The following is a 17,507-nucleotide window of genomic DNA, read 5'->3' on the forward strand; positions in this document are numbered from 1 at the left end:
AGGTGGTGTATCAGGCACGCTTCGTGCGTCCGCCATGCGGCCGTGCGGGTGCCGGGCTGTCTTGCGGCCCTTTTATTGCGCCGCGCAGAGGGAATGTCCGGATGGCTGGGGCCACCCCGGACGCATGTAAAATTGTCTCATACTTGGCCCGGCCGCAGAACGCCGGGCCCGACAGGTGACAGTGGAGGAATCCAACAGGATGCCTATTCAAGCACGTTGGCCGCTTCAGGCGGCATGGCAGTGCTTCCGGCGGGATGCAGTACTGCGTGGTTGGGCGGCAATGAAGCTGGCGCTGGCGCTGGCGCTGGCGGCGGGGGTCTCGCTCTTTTCTGATCCGGCATGGGCGGCGCATGGCTTTGCGCTGCATGGGGACCTCAAGTACCAGCCGAATTTCTCGCACTTCGAATACGCCAATCCCAACGCACCGGTCGGCGGCACGCTGACGCTCGCCAATCCTGACCGGCGCACCAGTTTCGACAAGTTCAATCCGTTCACGCTGAAGGGCACTTCGGCCCCGGGCCTGAACGCGCTGATGTTCGAGTCGCTGCTGATCAGCAGCGCCGACGAAAGCGCCAGCGCCTACGGCCTGCTGGCCGAGGACGTCACGGTGGCGCCCGACGAGTTGTCGGTCACCTTCACGATCCGCCCGCAGGCGCGCTTTTCCAATGGCGACCCGGTGCTTGCCTCGGACGTCAAGTACTCCTACGACATGCTGATGAGCAAGGCCTCGAGCCCCGGCTATCGCAGCATGTGCACCGACGTGAAGGCGGTGGTCGTGACCGGCGAGCGCACCGTGCGCTTCGATTTCAAGCAGCGCAACCGCGAGCTGCCGCTGATCGTCGGCTCGCTGCCGGTGTTCTCGCGCAAGTGGACCGCCAAGGTTCCGTTCGAGAAGCTGACCTTCGAGCCGCCGGTGACCAGCGGTCCCTACCTGATCGAGCGTTTCGACGCCGGCCGCGGCATCGTCTTCCAGCGCGACCCGAAATACTGGGGCAAGGACCTCGCGGTGCGGCGCGGCACCTTCAACTTCGCGCGCGTGGTCTACCGCCTGTACAAGGACGAGACCGCGCGGCTCGAGGCCTTCAAGGCCGGCGAGTTCGACGCCATCGTCGAATACAAGGCCAAGAACTGGGCCAAGAGCTACCAGGGCACGCGCTTTCGCAACGGCGAACTGCTCAAGACCGAGTTCCCGCATCGCAACGGCGCCGGCATGCAGGGCTATGTCATGAACCTGCGCAAGCCGGTGTTCCAGGACGTGCGCGTACGCCAGGCGCTGATCCTGGCGCTGGATTTCGAATGGCTCAACCGGCAGCTGTTCTACGGCGCCTACAAGCGCCTGGACAGCTGGTTCTCCAACAGCGAACTGTCGGCCAGCGCCACTTTCGACGGCCGTCCCGGTCCCGGCGAACTGCAGCTGCTCGAACCGCTGCGCGCGCAACTGCCGCCGGAGGTGTTCGGCCCCGACGTGGTCCAGCCCAGCACCGCGCCGCCGCGCTCGCTGCGCGACAACCTGCGGCTGGCGCGGCGCCTGCTGGCCCAGGCCGGCTGGACCTATACCGACGGCGCGCTGCGCAACGCCAAGGGCGAGCCGCTGGTATTCGAGTTCCTCGACGACGGCGGCGCCATGAGCCGGGTGATCACCACCTACGTGCGCAACCTCGAGAAGCTCGGCATCCAGGTGCACCAGCGCACCACGGATTTCGCGCTGTACCAGAAACGGCTCGAAGACTTCGACTTCGACATGGTGTCGATCCGCTTCCCCGATTCGCAAAGCCCGGGCAATGAGCTGCGCGACCGCTTCTCCAGCGAGGCCGCCGGCACGCCGGGCTCGGACAACCTGTTCGGGCTGAAGTCGCCGGTGGTCGACAAGCTGGTGGACAACGTGCTGCGCGCCGATACCCGGCAGGAACTGGTCACTGCCGGCCGCGCGCTGGACCGGGTGCTGATGCACGGCTATTACATCGTGCCGAACTGGTACAGCGCGTCGCACCGGGTGGCCTACCGCAAGACGCTGGCGTACCCGGAGCGGCTGCCGTATTTCTACACCGCGGAAGGCTGGATCCTCAGCCACTGGTGGCGCACCGACGTGCAGGCGCAAGCCCGCTGAGGCACTCAGGCGCTGGCAGGTTCAGCGCGGACAAGGAAAGAGACAGCCCCCATGCTTGCCTATCTGCTCAAACGCATTCTGCTGATGATTCCGACGCTGGTCGGGGTCATCACGCTGACCTTTGTCGTGATCCAGTTCGTGCCGGGCGGCCCGGTCGAACAGATGATGATGGAGCTGAAAGGGCGCGGCGGCGCTGGCGAAGCCAGCGGCGGTGGCGCCGAATACCGCGGGCGGCGTGGCGTCGACCCCGACAAGATCAAGGAGATCCAGGCGCTCTACGGCTTCGACAAGCCGCCGCTGGAGCGCTACTTGCTGATGCTCAAGCGCTTTGCCCAGTTCGACCTGGGCCAGAGCTATTTCCAGCACCGCAGCGTGTGGGAGCTGGTCAAGTCCAAGCTGCCGGTCTCGGTCAGCCTCGGCTTGTGGACCTTCTTTCTGACCTACCTGATATCGGTGCCGCTCGGCATCTCCAAGGCGATCCGTGCGGGCAGCCGCTTCGACGTGGTGACCAGCGTCATCGTGCTGGTCGGCTATGCCATCCCTGGCTTCGTGCTCGGCGTGCTGCTGCTGGTGGTGTTCGGCGGCGGTACCTTCGTGCAGTGGTTTCCGCTGCGCGGGCTGACTTCCGACAACTGGGAGCAGCTGTCGCTGATGGGCAAGGTGATGGACTACCTGTGGCACCTGGTGCTGCCGATCACGGCGTCGGTGGTGGGCAGTTTCGCGGTGGTGACCATGCTGACCAAGAACGCCTTCCTCGAGGAAATCCGCAAGCAGTATGTGCTGACCGCGCGCGCCAAGGGCCTGGGCGAGCGCCGCGTGCTGTGGAAGCACGTCTTCCGCAATGCCCTGATCCCGCTGGTGACCGGCTTCCCGGCGGCGTTCATCGGCGCCTTCTTCACCGGCTCGCTGCTGATCGAGACGCTGTTCTCGCTCGACGGGCTGGGCCTGCTTTCGTATGAAGCGGTGCTGCGGCGCGACTATCCGGTGGTGCTCGGCACGCTCTACCTGTTCACGCTGATCGGGCTGGTCACGCGCCTGATCTCCGACGTCTGCTACGTGCTGGTGGACCCGCGCATCCATTTCGAGGGCTTGCACCGATGAAACCGTTCTCGCACGCGGCGCCCAACGGCCTGCCGCATTCGCCTTCGCCGCGCCAGCGCGCCTGGCAGCGCTTTCGCCGCAACCGGCGCGGCTACTGGAGCCTGGTGATCTTCGTCGTCATCTTCGTGCTCAGCCTGGGCGCGGAACTGTTGTCGAGCAACCGGCCGCTGGTGGTGCACTACAAGGGCGAATGGTATTTCCCCATCGTCAAGGTCTATCCCGAAACCACCTTCGACGGCGATTTCGCCACGCCGGCCGATTACCTGGACCCGTATATCCGCGATCGCATCACCACCAACGGCAATTTCGCGGTGTTTCCGCTGAACCGGTATTCGTACGACTCGCTCAACTACTTCGCCAAGGAACCCAACCCGGCGCCACCCTCGGCCGAGAACTGGCTCGGCACCGACGACCGCGGCCGCGACGTGCTGGCGCGGCTGCTGTATGGCTTCCGCGTGTCGGTGCTGTTCGCGCTGGCGCTGACCGTGATCGGGGTGCTGGTCGGCACCCTGACCGGGGCGCTGATGGGCTTCTTCGGCGGGCGCTTCGACCTGTTCTCGCAACGCGCCATCGAGATCTGGAGCTCGATGCCCGAGCTCTACCTGCTGATCATCTTCGCCTCGATCTTCGAGCCCAGCCTGGCGCTGCTGATCATCCTGCTGTCGCTGTTCGGCTGGATGGGCTTGTCCGATTACGTGCGCGCCGAGTTCTACCGCAACCGCTCGCTCGACTACGTCAAGGCCGCGCGCGCGCTGGGATTGTCCAACGTGCAGATCATGTGGCGCCACATCCTGCCCAACAGCCTGACCCCGGTGATCACCTTCCTGCCATTCCGCATGAGCGCGGCCATCCTGGCGCTGACCAGCCTCGACTTCCTCGGCCTGGGCGTGCCGCCCACCACGCCGAGCCTGGGCGAGCTGCTGGCGCAGGGCAAGGCCAACCTCGATGCGTGGTGGATCTCGCTGTCGACCTTCGCGGTGCTGGTGGTGACGCTGCTGCTGCTGACCTTCATGGGCGACGCGCTGCGCGATGCCTTCGATACCCGGCTGGGCCTGGCCGCGCTGCGCGGGCGCGTCGAGCCCAAGGTGCCCGCAGGCGCGCCCACCGGCGCGGCACCGGAGGCCACGCCATGACCGCGGTGTCGCCGATGACCTTGCCGGACGTGGCGCCGGCACCGATGCCCGCGCCGGGATCCACGCTGATGTGTGTCGACAAGCTGTCGGTCACCTTCGGCCATGGCGAGCATGCCACCCGCGCGGTGCGCGACGTTAGCTTCGACCTGCGCGCCGGCGAGCGCTATGCGCTGGTGGGCGAGTCCGGTTCGGGCAAGACCGTGACGGCGCTGGCCATGCTACGGCTGGTGGAAGACGCCTACTACGATGGCGCGATCCGTTTCGAGGGCAAGAACCTGCTGGAGGTCTCCGACCGCGAGATGCGCGCGATCCGCGGCGCCGAGATCGCGATGATTTTCCAGGAGCCGATGACGGCGCTGAACCCGCTGTACACCATCGGCAACCAGATCGTCGAGACCCTGGCACTGCACGAAGGCCTGGACCGCCGCGCCGCGCGCGAGCGCGCCATCGCGCTGCTGGAGCGCACCGGCATCAGCGACGCCGCGCATCGCTTCGACAGCTTCCCGCACCAGCTGTCGGGCGGCCAGCGCCAGCGCGCCATGATCGCGATGGCGCTGGCGTGCCGGCCCAAGCTGCTGCTGGCCGACGAGCCGACCACGGCGCTGGACGTCACCATCCGCGCGCAGATCCTCGACCTGCTGCGCGACCTGCAGGCCGAGTTCGGCATGGCGGTGATGCTGATCACCCACGACCTCAACCTGGTGCGCGCCTTCGCGCAACGGGTCGGCGTGATGGAGAAGGGCGTGCTGGTGGAAACCGGCGAGACCGCCAGCGTGTTCGCCGCGCCCCAGCACCCCTATACCCGCAAGCTGATCGACTGCCGCCCGCGGCGCGAGGTGCTGCCGCTGGTGCCGCTGGCGCCGGTGCTGCTCGAGGCGAACAAGCTCGGTGTCAGCTATGCGCGCAAGCGCCGCGGCCTGGCAGGGTGGTTCGGCAAGGACCAGTTCGCGGCGGTGAAGGATGTCGATTTCCAGCTGCGCGAGGGCGAGACCCTGGGCATCGTCGGCGAGTCCGGCTCGGGCAAGACCACGCTGGCGCATACCGTGCTGGCGCTGCAACGCAAGAGCGCTGGCACCATCCATTTCCTGGGCCGCAGCTTCGACACCGCCACGCGCGACGACCGCCGCAAGCTGCGCGCGCGCATGCAGGTGGTGTTTCAGGACCCGTTCGGGTCGCTGGCGCCGCGCATGACCATCGAGCAGATCGTGGGCGAAGGCCTGGCGCTGCACCAGCCCGGACTGTCGCGCGAGGCCACGCGGCAGCGCGTGATCGAGGCGTTGCGCGAGGTCGGCCTGGACCGAACCGCGCTGGGCCGCTATCCGCATGAATTCTCCGGCGGGCAGCGCCAGCGCATTGCCATCGCCCGCGTGCTGATCCTCAAGCCGCAGATACTGGTGCTGGATGAGCCGACCTCGGCGCTGGACGTGTCTATCCAGCAGCAGGTGCTGGCGCTGCTGTCCCAACTGCAGCACAAGTACAACCTCAGCTATCTGTTTATCAGCCATGACCTGGCGGTGATCCGTGCCATGGCGCACCGGGTCATCGTGATGAAGGCGGGCGAGGTGGTCGAGGCGGGCGAGACCGAAGCGGTGCTGGGGGCACCGCAACATCCCTATACGCGCAAGCTGATGGCGGCGGCGCAGGTCGGTGCGGCGTGATTCGGCAGGGTTTGCTGTTGCAATGCGAGGACAATGCCGACCGCGCCCCCTAGCATCGAGCCATGGGAATAATCCGATAAAGAAGATGCGAAAAACGGTCTATATCGTTGATTCGGAAGCCAAATCCGTCGAATTTGTAACGAACTTTGACATGTGAATGACAACCCTTTACCATCCCGCCAGAACTAGTTTTGGGGGTGGTGCGTCCGGCGCATTGGCGCATGCCGTGCACGCTTGCGGTGCGGCAGCCGAAACCAGGCCCTGGCGCGGAGGTTGCGTAAGGTTTGCCCCCTGAGTTCACACGATGATCGCCCGACGTCACTGAAACGTTCGCGCGACATCCACCCAATACCCAGCTGCCCCGGACCTTGTGCCGGGGCTTGCTTTGGAACGATCAACAGGAGAGCCAATGCAGCGATCGGTGCTTCATTCCCTGGCGCGCGCCGCCGTCGGATTTGCCCTTGCCTGCGGTGCGACTGTGTCGAATGGAGTGCTGGCGGATACGGTATTCAAGGATGCCGACACCCGGATCGAGTCCGCGGCCCAGGCCGTGGATTCGCATCCGGAAGGCAAGCGCGGCTTGCTGTCGTCGGTGGTGAATTCCACCAGCAACGTTGCCAGCAAGGCTGGCGACCTGGTCATGAATGCGCTGGGCCTGATCGGCGTGCGTTACCGCTTCGGCGGCAACACGCCCGAATCCGGCCTGGACTGCAGCGGCTTCGTCCGCTACGTGTTCCATGACACCTTCGGCTTCATGCTGCCGCGCCGCTCCGTCGAAATCAGCCGCGTCGGCACCACCGTGGCGACCAGCGACCTGCGTCCGGGCGACCTGGTGTTCTTCAACACCATGCGCCAGACCTTCTCGCACGTCGGCATCTATATCGGCGACAACAAGTTCGTGCATGCGCCGTCCACCGGCAGCAAGATCCGCGTCGACGACATGCGCGCGGCCTATTGGGTGACCCGCTACAACGGCGCCCGCCGCATCGACGAAGGCAAGGAACGCAGTGCCGAGGGCCTGGGCGACATGGTCGAGACGCTCAAGCGCTACGATCCCAAGGCGGCTCGCGCGTCGATGTACGGCGGCTGACGGCTGGCGACGCGTTAAACAAGAAAGGACTGCTGCGGCAGTCCTTTTTGTTTTCCGATGCAGCGGCGGCGCGGCTACTGCGCCGCGACCTTGCCGGCGGGCGCCAGCCGGGCCTGTTCCAGCCGCTGCCGCAGCGTTGCCATGACCGCCGCGGTCGCCTGTTCGCCCGCCAGCACGGCGCGGTTGCGCGCATTGAAGTCGCTGCCGCCCATGTCGGGCAGCTCGGGCCGGATCACCACGTCGGCGCGCGCCAGCGCCATCTTGTTGATGGACTGGCCCATGATCGCGGTGGTCTGCAGCAGCACGCCGCTCTGGCCGGCGTGCTGCTGCGCCGACGGATCGGCCGAGATATTGACCGCAATGACAAAGTCCGCGCCCATGCTGCGGGCGGAATCCACCGGCACCGGTTCGACCAGGCCGCCGTCGACATAGTCGTGCCCCTGGATCGATACCGGCTGGAACACGCCCGGCACGCTGCTGGAAGCGCGCACGGCCTGGCCCGTGTTGCCGCGGCGGAACAGGATCTTGTCGCCGCTCTTGAGGTCGGTGGCGACGATGCCCAGCGGCAGCTTCATGGATTCGATGGGGCGGTTCTGCACCAGGCGGTTGACGTAGTTCTGCAGCGCCTCGCCCTTGAGCCAGCCGCCGAAGCGGGTGCCGAACGGCAGCGCCCAGTCGGCGATGGCGGCCTCGTCCATGGTCAGGGCAAGCTTGTTCAGCTGGAAGCCATTGAGCCCGCTGGCGTACAGCGCCGCCACCACCGCGCCGGCGCTGGTGCCGGTGACCAGGTCGGCGTGGATGCCCTGGGCCTCGAGCGCCTTGATCACGCCGATATGGGCAAAGCCGCGCGCGGCGCCGCCGCCCAGCGCCAGGCCGATCTTGATGGGCCGCGGCGTGGGCGGGGAGGGCGGCGCGGTCGCGACCGGTGGCGCGGAGCGCGGGCCGAAGGCGCAGCCCGCCAGCAGGGCGGCGGCGGAGATGCCGAGAAAATGACGTCGTTGCATGCAGCGGGGGATCGGTAACAAGGTGGGACCAGCGGCGGCGATGCGATGCGGGTGCTTCTCCATCCACGTTCCGATCGCTTGGCCTGGCTGCCGGCCACAGCTCAGACCGGCGCAAGCATAAATGATTCCGCGCGGGGCCGGTGCGCGCAATGGGTCGGGGGCGGGGCGAGGCTGGGCAATATGCGTTGGTATAATGCAGGGCCCGCACATACACCAGCCTGCGCGCCGCCGCGCGCGGGCTTTCTTGTTTTTCCCCTGATCATGACTCAACGCGTCCGCACCCGCTTTGCGCCGAGCCCGACCGGCTTTATCCATCTCGGCAATATCCGCTCCGCGCTCTATCCCTGGGCCTTTGCCCGCCGCATGCAGGGCGACTTCATCCTGCGCATCGAGGACACCGACGTCGAGCGTTCGTCGCAGGAGGCGGTCGACGTGATCCTCGAAAGCATGGCCTGGCTCGAGCTGGATATCGACGAGGGGCCGTTCTACCAGATGCAGCGCATGGACCGCTATCGCGAGGTGGTGGCGCAGATGGTGGAGGCCGGGCTGGCCTACCGCTGCTACATGAGCACGGCAGAACTGGACGCGCTGCGCGAAGCCCAGCGCGAGCGCGGCGAGAAGCCGCGCTACAACGGCTTCTGGCGGCCGGAGCCGGGCAAGGTCCTGCCCGAGCCGCCGGCCGGCGTGGACCCGGTGATCCGCTTCAGGAACCCCATCGGCGGCAGCGTGGTGTGGGACGACGCGGTCAAGGGCCGCATCGAGATTGCCAATGACGAGCTCGACGACCTGGTGATCGCACGCCCCGACGGCACGCCCACCTACAACTTCTGCGTGGTGGTGGACGATCTCGACATGCAGATCACCCACGTGATCCGCGGCGACGACCACGTCAACAACACGCCGCGCCAGATCAACATCATCCGCGCGCTGGGCGGCACGCCTCCGGTCTACGCGCACCTGCCGACCGTGCTCAACGAGCAGGGCGAGAAAATGAGCAAGCGCCATGGCGCGATGAGCGTGACCGGGTATCGCGACGAGGGCTACCTGCCGGAAGCGGTGCTGAACTACCTGGCGCGGCTGGGTTGGGCGCACGGCGATGCCGAGATCTTCTCGCGCGAACAGTTCGTGGAGTGGTTCGACCTTGAGCACCTGGGCAAGTCGCCGGCCCAGTACAACCCTGAGAAGCTGGCCTGGCTCAACAACCACTACATCAAGGCTGGTGACAACCAGCGCCTGGCCACGCTGACGCAGCCCTTTATCGAGGCGCTGGGCGGCAAGGTGGAGGGGGCCGACCTGATCGGCGTGATCGCGCTGGTGAAGGACCGCGCCAACACGCTGAAGGAAGTCGCGCAGGCCGCGCTGCTGTTCTATCGCGGCGAGCCGCAGGCCGATGCCGCGCTCAAGGCGGAACATCTCACCCCGGAGATCCAGCCGGCGCTGGCGGCACTGTCGGCCCGGCTGGCCGCTTTGCCCGCGTGGACCCGCGAAGAGATCGGCGCCGCCTTCAAGGCCGTGCTGGCCGAGTTCGGGTTGAAGATGCCCAAGCTGGCCATGCCGGTACGGCTGCTGGTGGCAGGGCAGCTGCAGACGCCGAGCATCGACGCGGTACTCGAACTGTTCGGCCGCGACACGGTGCTGCGCCGCCTGGCCGCCGCGGCCTGAGCGCTGCCTGAAAAGACGCAAAAAAAGTCCGCGCCGGGGCTTGCGCTTCGGCCAGGACTTGCGCATAATCTCGTTCTCCTTGCAGCGCGGCAGCTACAAAGCGACCAAGCGGGCCGGCGGATCCGCAAGGATCTTTCGTTTTCTCTGGGCGGATTATTGAAGTGCAGAGCAAGCGAAAAAAGCTGAAACGGGAACTTGCAAAGATTAATGATTGATATATAATCTTGGCTTCGCTTGAAACGGTAGTTAATTCAAGTGAAAACGCAGCAAATTGCAGTAAATGGAAGTACCATGGGGCTATAGCTCAGCTGGGAGAGCGCTTGCATGGCATGCAAGAGGTCAGCGGTTCGATCCCGCTTAGCTCCACCAAGATTCAGGTTCCAGCCACGTAGTACCGGTTGGTGCCAGACGGAACGTGTTGAAAGACAAGTTTCTGTCCCCTTCGTCTAGAGGCCTAGGACATCACCCTTTCACGGTGAGTACAGGGGTTCGAATCCCCTAGGGGACGCCATAACAGCCGGGCGTAATCAGACGTCCAGCATGTCGTCTCGAGCAATAGCTTGAGATGGCAGCCGACTAAGGAGTGGTAGTTCAGTCGGTTAGAATACCGGCCTGTCACGCCGGGGGTCGCGGGTTCGAGTCCCGTCCACTCCGCCAAAACTAAACCCGCATGGTGTATCCACCATGCGGGTTTTTCTTTTGGGTGAGGGATTATGTTGTGAATCGCAGTAAATGCAATAAAATATGTTGCATTCGTTGTCGAAACCGCTATATAATCCTGTCTTCGCTGCAAACGCTGCGCAAGCGGCGGCGGTGGAAGAATCCAGCAGTAACCGTCCAGAACACCGGATACGGGGCTATAGCTCAGCTGGGAGAGCGCTTGCATGGCATGCAAGAGGTCAGCGGTTCGATCCCGCTTAGCTCCACCAGAATCTGGGAAGCGTCTGAAAAGAAGCTTCCCAAGCGCGAAAAAGCCTGCTATGATGGCGGACTTTCCAGCGCAAGACAGAAAACGCGTTGAAGAACAAGTTTCTGTCCCCTTCGTCTAGAGGCCTAGGACATCACCCTTTCACGGTGAGTACAGGGGTTCGAATCCCCTAGGGGACGCCATAACAGCCGGGCGTAATCAGACGTCCAGCATGTCGTCTCAAGCAATAGCTTGAGATGGCAGCCGACTAAGGAGTGGTAGTTCAGTCGGTTAGAATACCGGCCTGTCACGCCGGGGGTCGCGGGTTCGAGTCCCGTCCACTCCGCCAACTTTGAAAAGCCCGCGCAAGCGGGCTTTTTCTTTTGTACGGAGTGGAGCGAGCCGCCTGCGCGGCTCGCGGCGGGACGAGAAGGGCTGCGCCTGCAGGCGCAGTAGCGGCCTGCGACACGTAGGCGAGTCCCGTCCACTCCGCCAACTTTGAAAAGCCCGCGCAAGCGGGCTTTTTCTTTTCTCGTGATCCAAACAAAACAGCTGGCCACCTGCGGGTGGCGACTCGGTGCGGGACTCAGCTTGCCGGATCCTTGCTGACCCGGCTGAAATATCGCACCAGCAGCACGCCTGCCAGCGCCAGGCTGATACTGTTGGCCAGCCAGAAGCCGCTCGCGCCGCGCGTAATAGCAGGCATGCCGTCGATCAGGCCAAAGCCCAGCACGTAACCGCCGCCCAGCCCGATGCCCCACAGTGAGCCGGCGTAGATCACGGTCGGGATCAGCGCAATCTTGTACGCACGAAGGATAAAGGCCGTCATCACCTGCACCGCGTCGAAGGCCTGGTAGAACGCCACGAACAGCACCAGCGGCAGCGCCGCGGCGACTACTGCGGGATCGCTGGCATAGGCGTCCAGCACGGGCTTGCGCAGCAGCCACAGCAGCGCGCCGGTCAGCACCGCCAGCACCACCGCCATGCGGATGCCGCGCCATGCGAGGCGGCTGGCGCCGGCCCGGTCGCGCGCGCCGAGATGCTGCGCCACCAGCGTCGAGGTGGCAATCCCCAGCGACAGCGGCAGCATGTAGGCCACCGCCCCCAGGTTGGCGATGATCTGGTGGCCGGCGAGCGTCACCGTGCCCAGGCGCGTAATGAAGATCGACATCAGCGTGAACGACGTGATCTCGATCAGGTAGGTCAGCCCCATGGGCACGCCGAGGCGCAACAGTGCGCGCAGTGGCGCGGCGGCGGGCCAGCTCCAGGTGTCGAAGATGCGCAGCGGGTGATAGGCGCTGCCATGGCGCAGGATCAGCAGCCCGGCGATGCACCAGGCCCAGCTGATCAGCGTCGAGGCCAGGCCGCAGCCGGGGCCGCCCATCGCCGGCACGCCCAGGCCGCCGTGGATGAACCAGGCATTGAGCGGCACCTTCAGCGCCAGCCCCGCGACCTGCAGCACCGTCACCATGATCGGCCGGGACAGCGCATTGTTCAGCGCCGAGTAGATGCGGAAGGCCAGTGCCGCCGGCAAGCCGAAGGCACCGAAATGCAGGTAGGCGGTGGCCTTCTCGACGAGTTCCGGCGGCGCCTTGGCGAAGGCCAGCAGCGGGCCGGGAAACGCCAGCAGCAGCACGCCGGGCAGCGCCAGCGCCGCGCCCAGCCAGGCGGCCTGCCGCACCTCGGCGCCGATGGCCTCGAGGCGGCCGGCGCCGTAGAGCTGGCCGGCGATGGGCGAGAGCGCCTGCAGCACGCCCATCAGGCTGATATAGATGGTCACGTAGATCGACCCGCCCAGGCCCACGGCGGCGAGGTCGGTGGCGGACGCGCGTCCGGCCATCACGGTATCGATCACGCCGAAGGCGATCACGGCGAGTTGCCCGGCCAGCACAGGGGCGGCCAGGGCGGCAATGCGGCGAAGGTCTTGGAACAGTGTCATTCAGGGCTCGGCAGGGGGGGCTGGAAGTCCAGCCCCGCAGCCGCCTGCGGCCGGAATGGTCAATGGGCGCGTCAGGCGCTGCGGTGTATCGGGGTGGCGGCTAGTGGCGACCCGTGGTGACTGTCACGAGGCCATGCTCAGGGCTGGCGCGGCAGGCGGCGTCGCGGCAGGTCGGGGCGCGGGTGGACCGCGCGGGCGGTATCGACCAGGCGGTACATGCGGAAGCGTTCGTCGCGGTCGGCCGGGCGCCGGCCTTCCCAGATCAGCCGCCACTCGAAGTGCGAGATATTGCCCGGCTCGCCGTAGTCGACCGAATCGTGGCGCAGCAGCACGTCGCAGCCGTCGTTGGGCCCGCCGAAGCGGATATGGCCGAAGTAGGCGAACGATGCCAGCTGCGCATCGCCCATGCGGATCGGCTGCACGCACTGGTAGGCCGGCGGCAGCGCCATCGACGCCGCCTGGGCCACGTCGCGATAGGTCTTGCCGTAATTGATCGACGGCAGCCACAGCGTCATCGCCATCACCCACATCAGCGTGGTGCCGGCGGCGGAAATCACCACCGGGCGCCAGATCTGCTTGGGCGCGCGCGACAGGCGCCAGCGCACGATCAGCACCCATGCCAAGGTCGCCGCGAGCGCAAACACCACCGCTGCGATGGTGAATTCATGCTGGTAGCCCGGCAGCTGCCGGAACACGTTGCGCGCGATGCGCGGCGGCCAGCCGGTGGTCTTGGCGATCCACATGAACCAGACCGTGCCGCCGAAGATGGTGAAGAACAGCAGCGCGAACCAGTCGATGGCGTTGATCACGCCGCGCGCCAGCGTCGGCAGGGCAAAGGCGGCCAGCACGGCCATCGGCGGCAATAGCAGGATGAACTGCACGTCGCCGGCACTGCGCTGCAGGAACAGCAGGACCAGCACCGGCAGCAGCAGCGCCAGCGGCGCCGCGACATGGGGCGCCCGGCGCATGCCGGTCCAGGCGATCCAGGCCCAGCCCGCGATCGGCCAAACCGGCCACGTGTACAGGAACAGGTTGCGCATGTTGAAGCCGAACGTCGCCATATTGGGCGAGCCGTAGCTGCGGCGGTCATAGCGCGACCATTCGCGGATAAAGGTCACGGCCTCGTTGCGGTCGGCCGCGCCGAAATACGCGGCCGCCAGCCACGCCGCCACGATCAGCAGCGCCAGCGGAATCGCGACCACGGCAAGCCGCCGCCATGGCAGCGGCTTGCACACCAGCGCGCACACCGCCGTGCCGAACAGCAGCGCCAGTGCCAGCAGCGGCCCGCTGGCCAGCGTCAGGCCGCCCAGCGCGGCGCCATAGATCAGGCTGCCCTGGGTGGGCTTGTCGAGGCTGCGCACCATGCCGTACAACGCCAGCGCGATGAACGCAACCTGGCCAACCTGCGGCGTGGTCTCGTGCCCGCGCATGGCCAGGCCCACGCAGGCGAGGAAGATCAGCAGCGCGCCGTCGGCCAGCGTGCGGCCGTAGTCGCGCGCATTGGGCTGGCCGCCGAAGGCATAGGCAAAGGGCTGGACCTCGTCGCGCCGGCCCAGCAGGTAGGTGGTGTACCAGATGCAGGCACAGGTCGCGAAGAAGAACAGCGCCGTCGCCAGCCGCGCCGCGTCGGTCGCGCCCAGCCAGCCGCCGAAGCCGCGGATCATCAGCGCGCCAATCCAGAACACCAGCGGGCCGTCCTCGCTGTACGGGCGGCCGACGATATTCGGCATCAGCCAGTCGTGCGTGCTGCCGGTGGCGAGTTGCCACATCACGCCGAAGCCGGCGGCGTCCTCGTTCTTCCACGGGTCGCGCCCGAACAGGCCGACCAGGCCGTAGATGATGCAGATGGCCAGCAGCAGCGCGCGCGGCAGGGCGCCGGTGGCGGCTGCGGTCAACTGGACGGGTGAGGTGTTGGCTTGACGCATCGATGCTCAGGTCGGGCCGTGGCGCCATGGCGCGAAGGCCACAGTATCGCGCATGCGGCGGCCGCGTGGCCGTGGCATGGCGTGGAAGCCTCACGGAATGTGGGGGTAAATCCGAATGGCGGGCAGTGCCGGCAGGGCTTGCCTGGGCGGCGCTCCGGCACAAATGCAAAGAGGCAGCCGATGCTGCCTCTTTGCTGGTTCGCGCACGCCCGGAACTGTCCTCGGCATGCGCGACGCGGGGTCGCTGAAAGCGATTACTTCGCAGCCTTGCCCAGCTTGTTGCCGAACTTCTGGCGGAACTTTTCCACGCGGCCGGCGGTGTCCATGATCTTCTGGGTGCCGGTGTAGAACGGGTGCGATTCCGACGAGACTTCGATCTTGGCCAGCGGATATTCCTTGCCGTCCTTCACGATCGTGTCCTTGGTCTGGATGGTCGAGCGGGTGATGAAGCTGAAGTCGCTGGACATGTCCTGGAACACGACTTCGCGGTAATTCGGGTGAATGCCTTCTTTCATGATGAGTCCTTTCTGGTTGGGTAGCCAGTCCGTTGCAATCCGCAGTTTCTCCGCCAGGGAGAAGGCATGGCGCGGCGACGAACGAACCACTTGCCGATTACGGGCAAACCGGGATTATGGCAGAAAAACAAATACTTGGGGAAGCGCGTAGGGGCACCGGCCCAACAAAGTGTTGTGCCGGATAAGGGGCCTTTGTTTCACATCGCGGCGGGATCCTGTCGATAGAACGCCGCCAATGACTGGTAAACCAATGGCCAATGCCGCGCCAGTCCGGCAGGCTCGACAAAAAATGCCTCTGACGTCACTGCAAAGAATTCGCTGGGCGCCTCGCTGCCGTACGGGTCGATGATGCGCAGCGCCGCGGGCAAGCGCTCCGGGTGCTCCCAGTCGGCCTCGTCGCGCGCGTCCCAGGCTGCGGCGAAGCGATCGTACTCGTTCAGGAAGGTCTCGGCCCAGGCCTCGGCGTCGACCTCGGGGTGCAGCGCGCGCGAGAACGCCGGCACGCCGTCGGGCTCGCCGTCGAGCATGTCGAGCTTGTGGGCGAATTCGTGGATCACCACGTTGTAGGTGTCCGCCGGCAGTTCATGGTCGCTGTCGATACCGGCGCCGGGGCTGTGCACATCAGGCCAGGACAGGATCACCGGCCCGTGCTCCCACGCTTCGCCGCTGGCTTCCTCGACCACGCCGTGGACCAGGCCGATCTCGTCCTGCACGGTCCGCCGGATGATGAATTCGCCCGGGTAGAGCACGATGCCATGCCAGCCGCGGTACCACGGCAGCCCCAGTTTCAGGATCGGCACGCAGGCCTGCACCGCGACGCTGACCACCATCTCGTCGTCCAGCGGCAGGTCGTGCGCGGTGCAGTATTCCTTCTCGGCGATGAACAGCGTGGCCAGCTCGCGCAGCGCCGCCAGGTCGGCGCTGCCGTAGCGCTGCACGAACGGCAGCGTGGCCACGGTGCGCGACCAGAGCGCGTCGGGGATGGCGTAATGCTCGAGCTTGCGGGCGCGCGAGCGAGAGCGCAGGAATGTGGTCAGTTTGCCGAGCATGACATCGTCGAAAAACAAAAAAGGCGTGCCGCGGCACGCCTTCCTGTCTGCGTTGCGGCACGGCCGCAGCGAGGCTTAGCCGCCTCGGCGCATCATATCGAAAAACTCTGCGTTGTTCTTCGTGGCCTTCATCTTGTCCATGATGAATTCCATCGCCTGCACTTCGTCCATGTCGGAGATGAACTTGCGCAGCACCCAGATCTTCTGCAGGATGTCCGGCTTGATCAGCAGCTCTTCGCGGCGCGTGCCCGACTTGTTCAGGTTAATCGACGGATAGACGCGCTTTTCGGCCAGGCGGCGTTCCAGGTGCACTTCCATGTTGCCGGTGCCCTTGAACTCTTCGTAGATCACGTCGTCCATGCGGCTGCCGGTCTCGATCAGCGCGGTGGCGATGATGGTCAGCGAACCGCCTTCCTCCAGGTTGCGCGCGGCACCGAAGAAGCGCTTCGGGCGCTGCAGCGCGTTGGCGTCGACACCGCCGGTCAGCACCTTGCCCGAGGCCGGCACCACCGTGTTGTAGGCGCGCGCCAGGCGGGTGATGGAGTCCAGCAGGATCACCACGTCGCGCTTCAGCTCGACCAGGCGCTTGGCTTTCTCGATCACCATTTCGGCCACCTGCACGTGGCGGATGGCGGGTTCGTCGAAGGTGGATGCCACCACCTCGCCGCGCACCGAGCGCTGCATCTCGGTCACTTCTTCCGGACGCTCGTCGATCAGCAGCACGAACAGGTCGGCTTCGGGATGATTGTTGGCGATCGCGTGTGCAATGTGTTGCAGCATCACGGTCTTGCCCGACTTGGGCGACGCCACCAGCAGCGCGCGCTGGCCGCGGCCGATCGGCGCGATCATGTCGATGATGCGGCCGGTGATGTTTTCTTCCGCCTTGATGTCGCGTTCGAGCGTGAGCGGCCGGTTCGGATGCAGCGGCGTCAGGTTCTCGAACATGATGCGGTTCTTGACCGCTTCGGGCGCCTGCCCGTTGACCTTGTCCACCTTTACCAGCGCGAAATAGCGTTCGCCGTCCTTGGGCGTGCGCACCTCGCCCTCGATCGAATCGCCGGTGTGCAGGTTGAAGCGGCGGATCTGCGACGGGCTGATGTAGATGTCGTCGGTGCTCGCCAGGTAGGAGGTCTCGGGCGAGCGCAGGAAACCGAAGCCGTCAGGCAGAACTTCCAGGGTGCCGTCTCCGTAGATGGTTTCGCCCATCTTGGCGCGCTTCTTCAGGATCGCAAACATCAGTTCTTGTTTGCGCATCCGCTGTGCGTTGTCGATCTCGAGCGTAGCCGCCATTTCGAGAAGCGCAGACACGTGAAGCGATTTGAGTTCTGTCAGGTGCATAGACGAGGGGTACAGATGGGCCCGGACGGGCGAGACGTAAAGGAAGGGGGGAAAATGAGCGAACGCTCGGGGAGTTGTT

The 17,507-nt window shown here is 65.7% G+C and carries 12 protein-coding genes and 6 tRNA genes; 12 read left to right on the forward strand and 6 right to left on the reverse strand.

Annotation, left to right across the window (positions count from 1 at the left end; genetic code table 11):
- Positions 1-199: 199 nt before the first annotated feature.
- From FHX60_RS04500 to FHX60_RS04520, 5 genes are all read left to right on the forward strand, one after another.
- Positions 200-2,107, forward strand: coding sequence for an extracellular solute-binding protein (locus FHX60_RS04500; RefSeq protein ID WP_183282629.1), 1,908 nt, complete (start codon positions 200-202; stop codon positions 2,105-2,107).
- A gap of 51 nt (positions 2,108-2,158) precedes the next feature.
- Positions 2,159-3,208 (forward strand): microcin C ABC transporter permease YejB, encoded by a 1,050-nt coding sequence (locus tag FHX60_RS04505; protein WP_092309346.1) that lies wholly within the window; start codon positions 2,159-2,161, stop codon positions 3,206-3,208.
- Positions 3,205-4,341, forward strand: a complete 1,137-nt coding sequence (locus tag FHX60_RS04510; RefSeq protein ID WP_062800670.1) for an ABC transporter permease — start codon at positions 3,205-3,207, stop codon at positions 4,339-4,341. Before FHX60_RS04505 ends, FHX60_RS04510 begins: the two co-directional genes overlap by 4 nt.
- Positions 4,338-5,999, forward strand: a complete 1,662-nt coding sequence (locus FHX60_RS04515) for an ABC transporter ATP-binding protein (RefSeq protein WP_375790524.1) — start codon at positions 4,338-4,340, stop codon at positions 5,997-5,999. The genes FHX60_RS04510 and FHX60_RS04515 overlap by 4 nt, the downstream gene beginning before the upstream one ends.
- 409 nt (positions 6,000-6,408) lie before the next feature.
- Positions 6,409-7,089, forward strand: a complete 681-nt coding sequence (locus tag FHX60_RS04520) for a C40 family peptidase (protein ID WP_116601022.1) — start codon at positions 6,409-6,411, stop codon at positions 7,087-7,089.
- A gap of 74 nt (positions 7,090-7,163) precedes the next feature.
- On the opposite strand, the gene FHX60_RS04525 is transcribed toward FHX60_RS04520, so the two are convergent.
- Complete coding sequence (locus tag FHX60_RS04525) at positions 7,164-8,093, reverse strand: patatin-like phospholipase family protein (protein WP_112774266.1); 930 nt, start codon at positions 8,091-8,093, stop codon at positions 7,164-7,166.
- Positions 8,094-8,354: 261 nt separating this feature from the next.
- Between FHX60_RS04525 and gltX the strand changes: the two genes are divergently transcribed.
- From gltX to FHX60_RS04560, 7 genes are all read left to right on the forward strand, one after another.
- Complete coding sequence (gene gltX / locus FHX60_RS04530; RefSeq protein WP_183282630.1) at positions 8,355-9,755, forward strand: glutamate--tRNA ligase; 1,401 nt, start codon at positions 8,355-8,357, stop codon at positions 9,753-9,755.
- A gap of 293 nt (positions 9,756-10,048) precedes the next feature.
- Positions 10,049-10,124, forward strand: a tRNA-Ala gene (locus tag FHX60_RS04535).
- Between the two features lie 66 nt (positions 10,125-10,190).
- Positions 10,191-10,266, forward strand: a tRNA-Glu gene (locus tag FHX60_RS04540).
- Between the two features lie 69 nt (positions 10,267-10,335).
- Positions 10,336-10,412: transfer RNA gene (locus FHX60_RS04545), tRNA-Asp, on the forward strand.
- A 196-nt stretch (positions 10,413-10,608) separates the two neighbouring features.
- Positions 10,609-10,684, forward strand: a tRNA-Ala gene (locus tag FHX60_RS04550).
- A 105-nt stretch (positions 10,685-10,789) separates the two neighbouring features.
- Positions 10,790-10,865 (forward strand) — tRNA-Glu (locus FHX60_RS04555).
- A 69-nt stretch (positions 10,866-10,934) separates the two neighbouring features.
- A tRNA-Asp gene (locus FHX60_RS04560) sits at positions 10,935-11,011 on the forward strand.
- Positions 11,012-11,248: 237 nt separating this feature from the next.
- Here the strand turns inward: FHX60_RS04560 and FHX60_RS04565 are convergent.
- The 5 genes from FHX60_RS04565 to rho form a co-directional block, all read right to left on the reverse strand.
- On the reverse strand, positions 11,249-12,601 hold the full coding sequence (locus FHX60_RS04565) for an MATE family efflux transporter (protein ID WP_112774040.1): 1,353 nt from the start codon (positions 12,599-12,601) through the stop codon (positions 11,249-11,251).
- A gap of 137 nt (positions 12,602-12,738) precedes the next feature.
- A complete protein-coding gene (locus FHX60_RS04570) occupies positions 12,739-14,526 on the reverse strand; it encodes an ArnT family glycosyltransferase (RefSeq protein WP_112774041.1) in 1,788 nt (595 codons plus the stop codon).
- Positions 14,527-14,780: 254 nt separating this feature from the next.
- On the reverse strand, positions 14,781-15,041 hold the full coding sequence (locus tag FHX60_RS04575) for a type B 50S ribosomal protein L31 (RefSeq protein ID WP_012353195.1): 261 nt from the start codon (positions 15,039-15,041) through the stop codon (positions 14,781-14,783).
- Positions 15,042-15,238: 197 nt separating this feature from the next.
- Positions 15,239-16,090 (reverse strand): M90 family metallopeptidase, encoded by an 852-nt coding sequence (locus FHX60_RS04580; RefSeq protein WP_183282631.1) that lies wholly within the window; start codon positions 16,088-16,090, stop codon positions 15,239-15,241.
- Between the two features lie 75 nt (positions 16,091-16,165).
- Complete coding sequence (rho, locus tag FHX60_RS04585) at positions 16,166-17,428, reverse strand: transcription termination factor Rho (RefSeq protein ID WP_012353193.1); 1,263 nt, start codon at positions 17,426-17,428, stop codon at positions 16,166-16,168.
- Positions 17,429-17,507 lie beyond the last annotated feature (79 nt).

This window comes from Cupriavidus alkaliphilus (genome assembly GCF_014191175.1).
Taxonomy (GTDB): Bacteria; Pseudomonadota; Gammaproteobacteria; order Burkholderiales; family Burkholderiaceae; genus Cupriavidus; species Cupriavidus alkaliphilus.

What these genes read in the sequence shown, in the direction of transcription:
- FHX60_RS04570 (WP_112774041.1), bottom strand. Translation starts at nt 14,526, where the DNA reads ATGCGTCAAGCCAACACCTCACCCGTCCAGTTGACCGCAGCCGCCACC.
- FHX60_RS04575 (WP_012353195.1), bottom strand. Translation starts at nt 15,041, where the DNA reads ATGAAAGAAGGCATTCACCCGAATTACCGCGAAGTCGTGTTCCAGGAC.
- FHX60_RS04525 (WP_112774266.1), bottom strand. Translation starts at nt 8,093, where the DNA reads ATGCAACGACGTCATTTTCTCGGCATCTCCGCCGCCGCCCTGCTGGCG.
- FHX60_RS04580 (WP_183282631.1), bottom strand. Translation starts at nt 16,090, where the DNA reads ATGCTCGGCAAACTGACCACATTCCTGCGCTCTCGCTCGCGCGCCCGC.
- FHX60_RS04510 (WP_062800670.1), top strand. Translation starts at nt 3,205, where the DNA reads ATGAAACCGTTCTCGCACGCGGCGCCCAACGGCCTGCCGCATTCGCCT.
- FHX60_RS04505 (WP_092309346.1), top strand. Translation starts at nt 2,159, where the DNA reads ATGCTTGCCTATCTGCTCAAACGCATTCTGCTGATGATTCCGACGCTG.
- gltX (WP_183282630.1), top strand. Translation starts at nt 8,355, where the DNA reads ATGACTCAACGCGTCCGCACCCGCTTTGCGCCGAGCCCGACCGGCTTT.
- rho (WP_012353193.1), bottom strand. Translation starts at nt 17,428, where the DNA reads ATGCACCTGACAGAACTCAAATCGCTTCACGTGTCTGCGCTTCTCGAA.
- FHX60_RS04515 (WP_375790524.1), top strand. Translation starts at nt 4,338, where the DNA reads ATGACCGCGGTGTCGCCGATGACCTTGCCGGACGTGGCGCCGGCACCG.
- FHX60_RS04565 (WP_112774040.1), bottom strand. Translation starts at nt 12,601, where the DNA reads ATGACACTGTTCCAAGACCTTCGCCGCATTGCCGCCCTGGCCGCCCCT.
- FHX60_RS04500 (WP_183282629.1), top strand. Translation starts at nt 200, where the DNA reads ATGCCTATTCAAGCACGTTGGCCGCTTCAGGCGGCATGGCAGTGCTTC.
- FHX60_RS04520 (WP_116601022.1), top strand. Translation starts at nt 6,409, where the DNA reads ATGCAGCGATCGGTGCTTCATTCCCTGGCGCGCGCCGCCGTCGGATTT.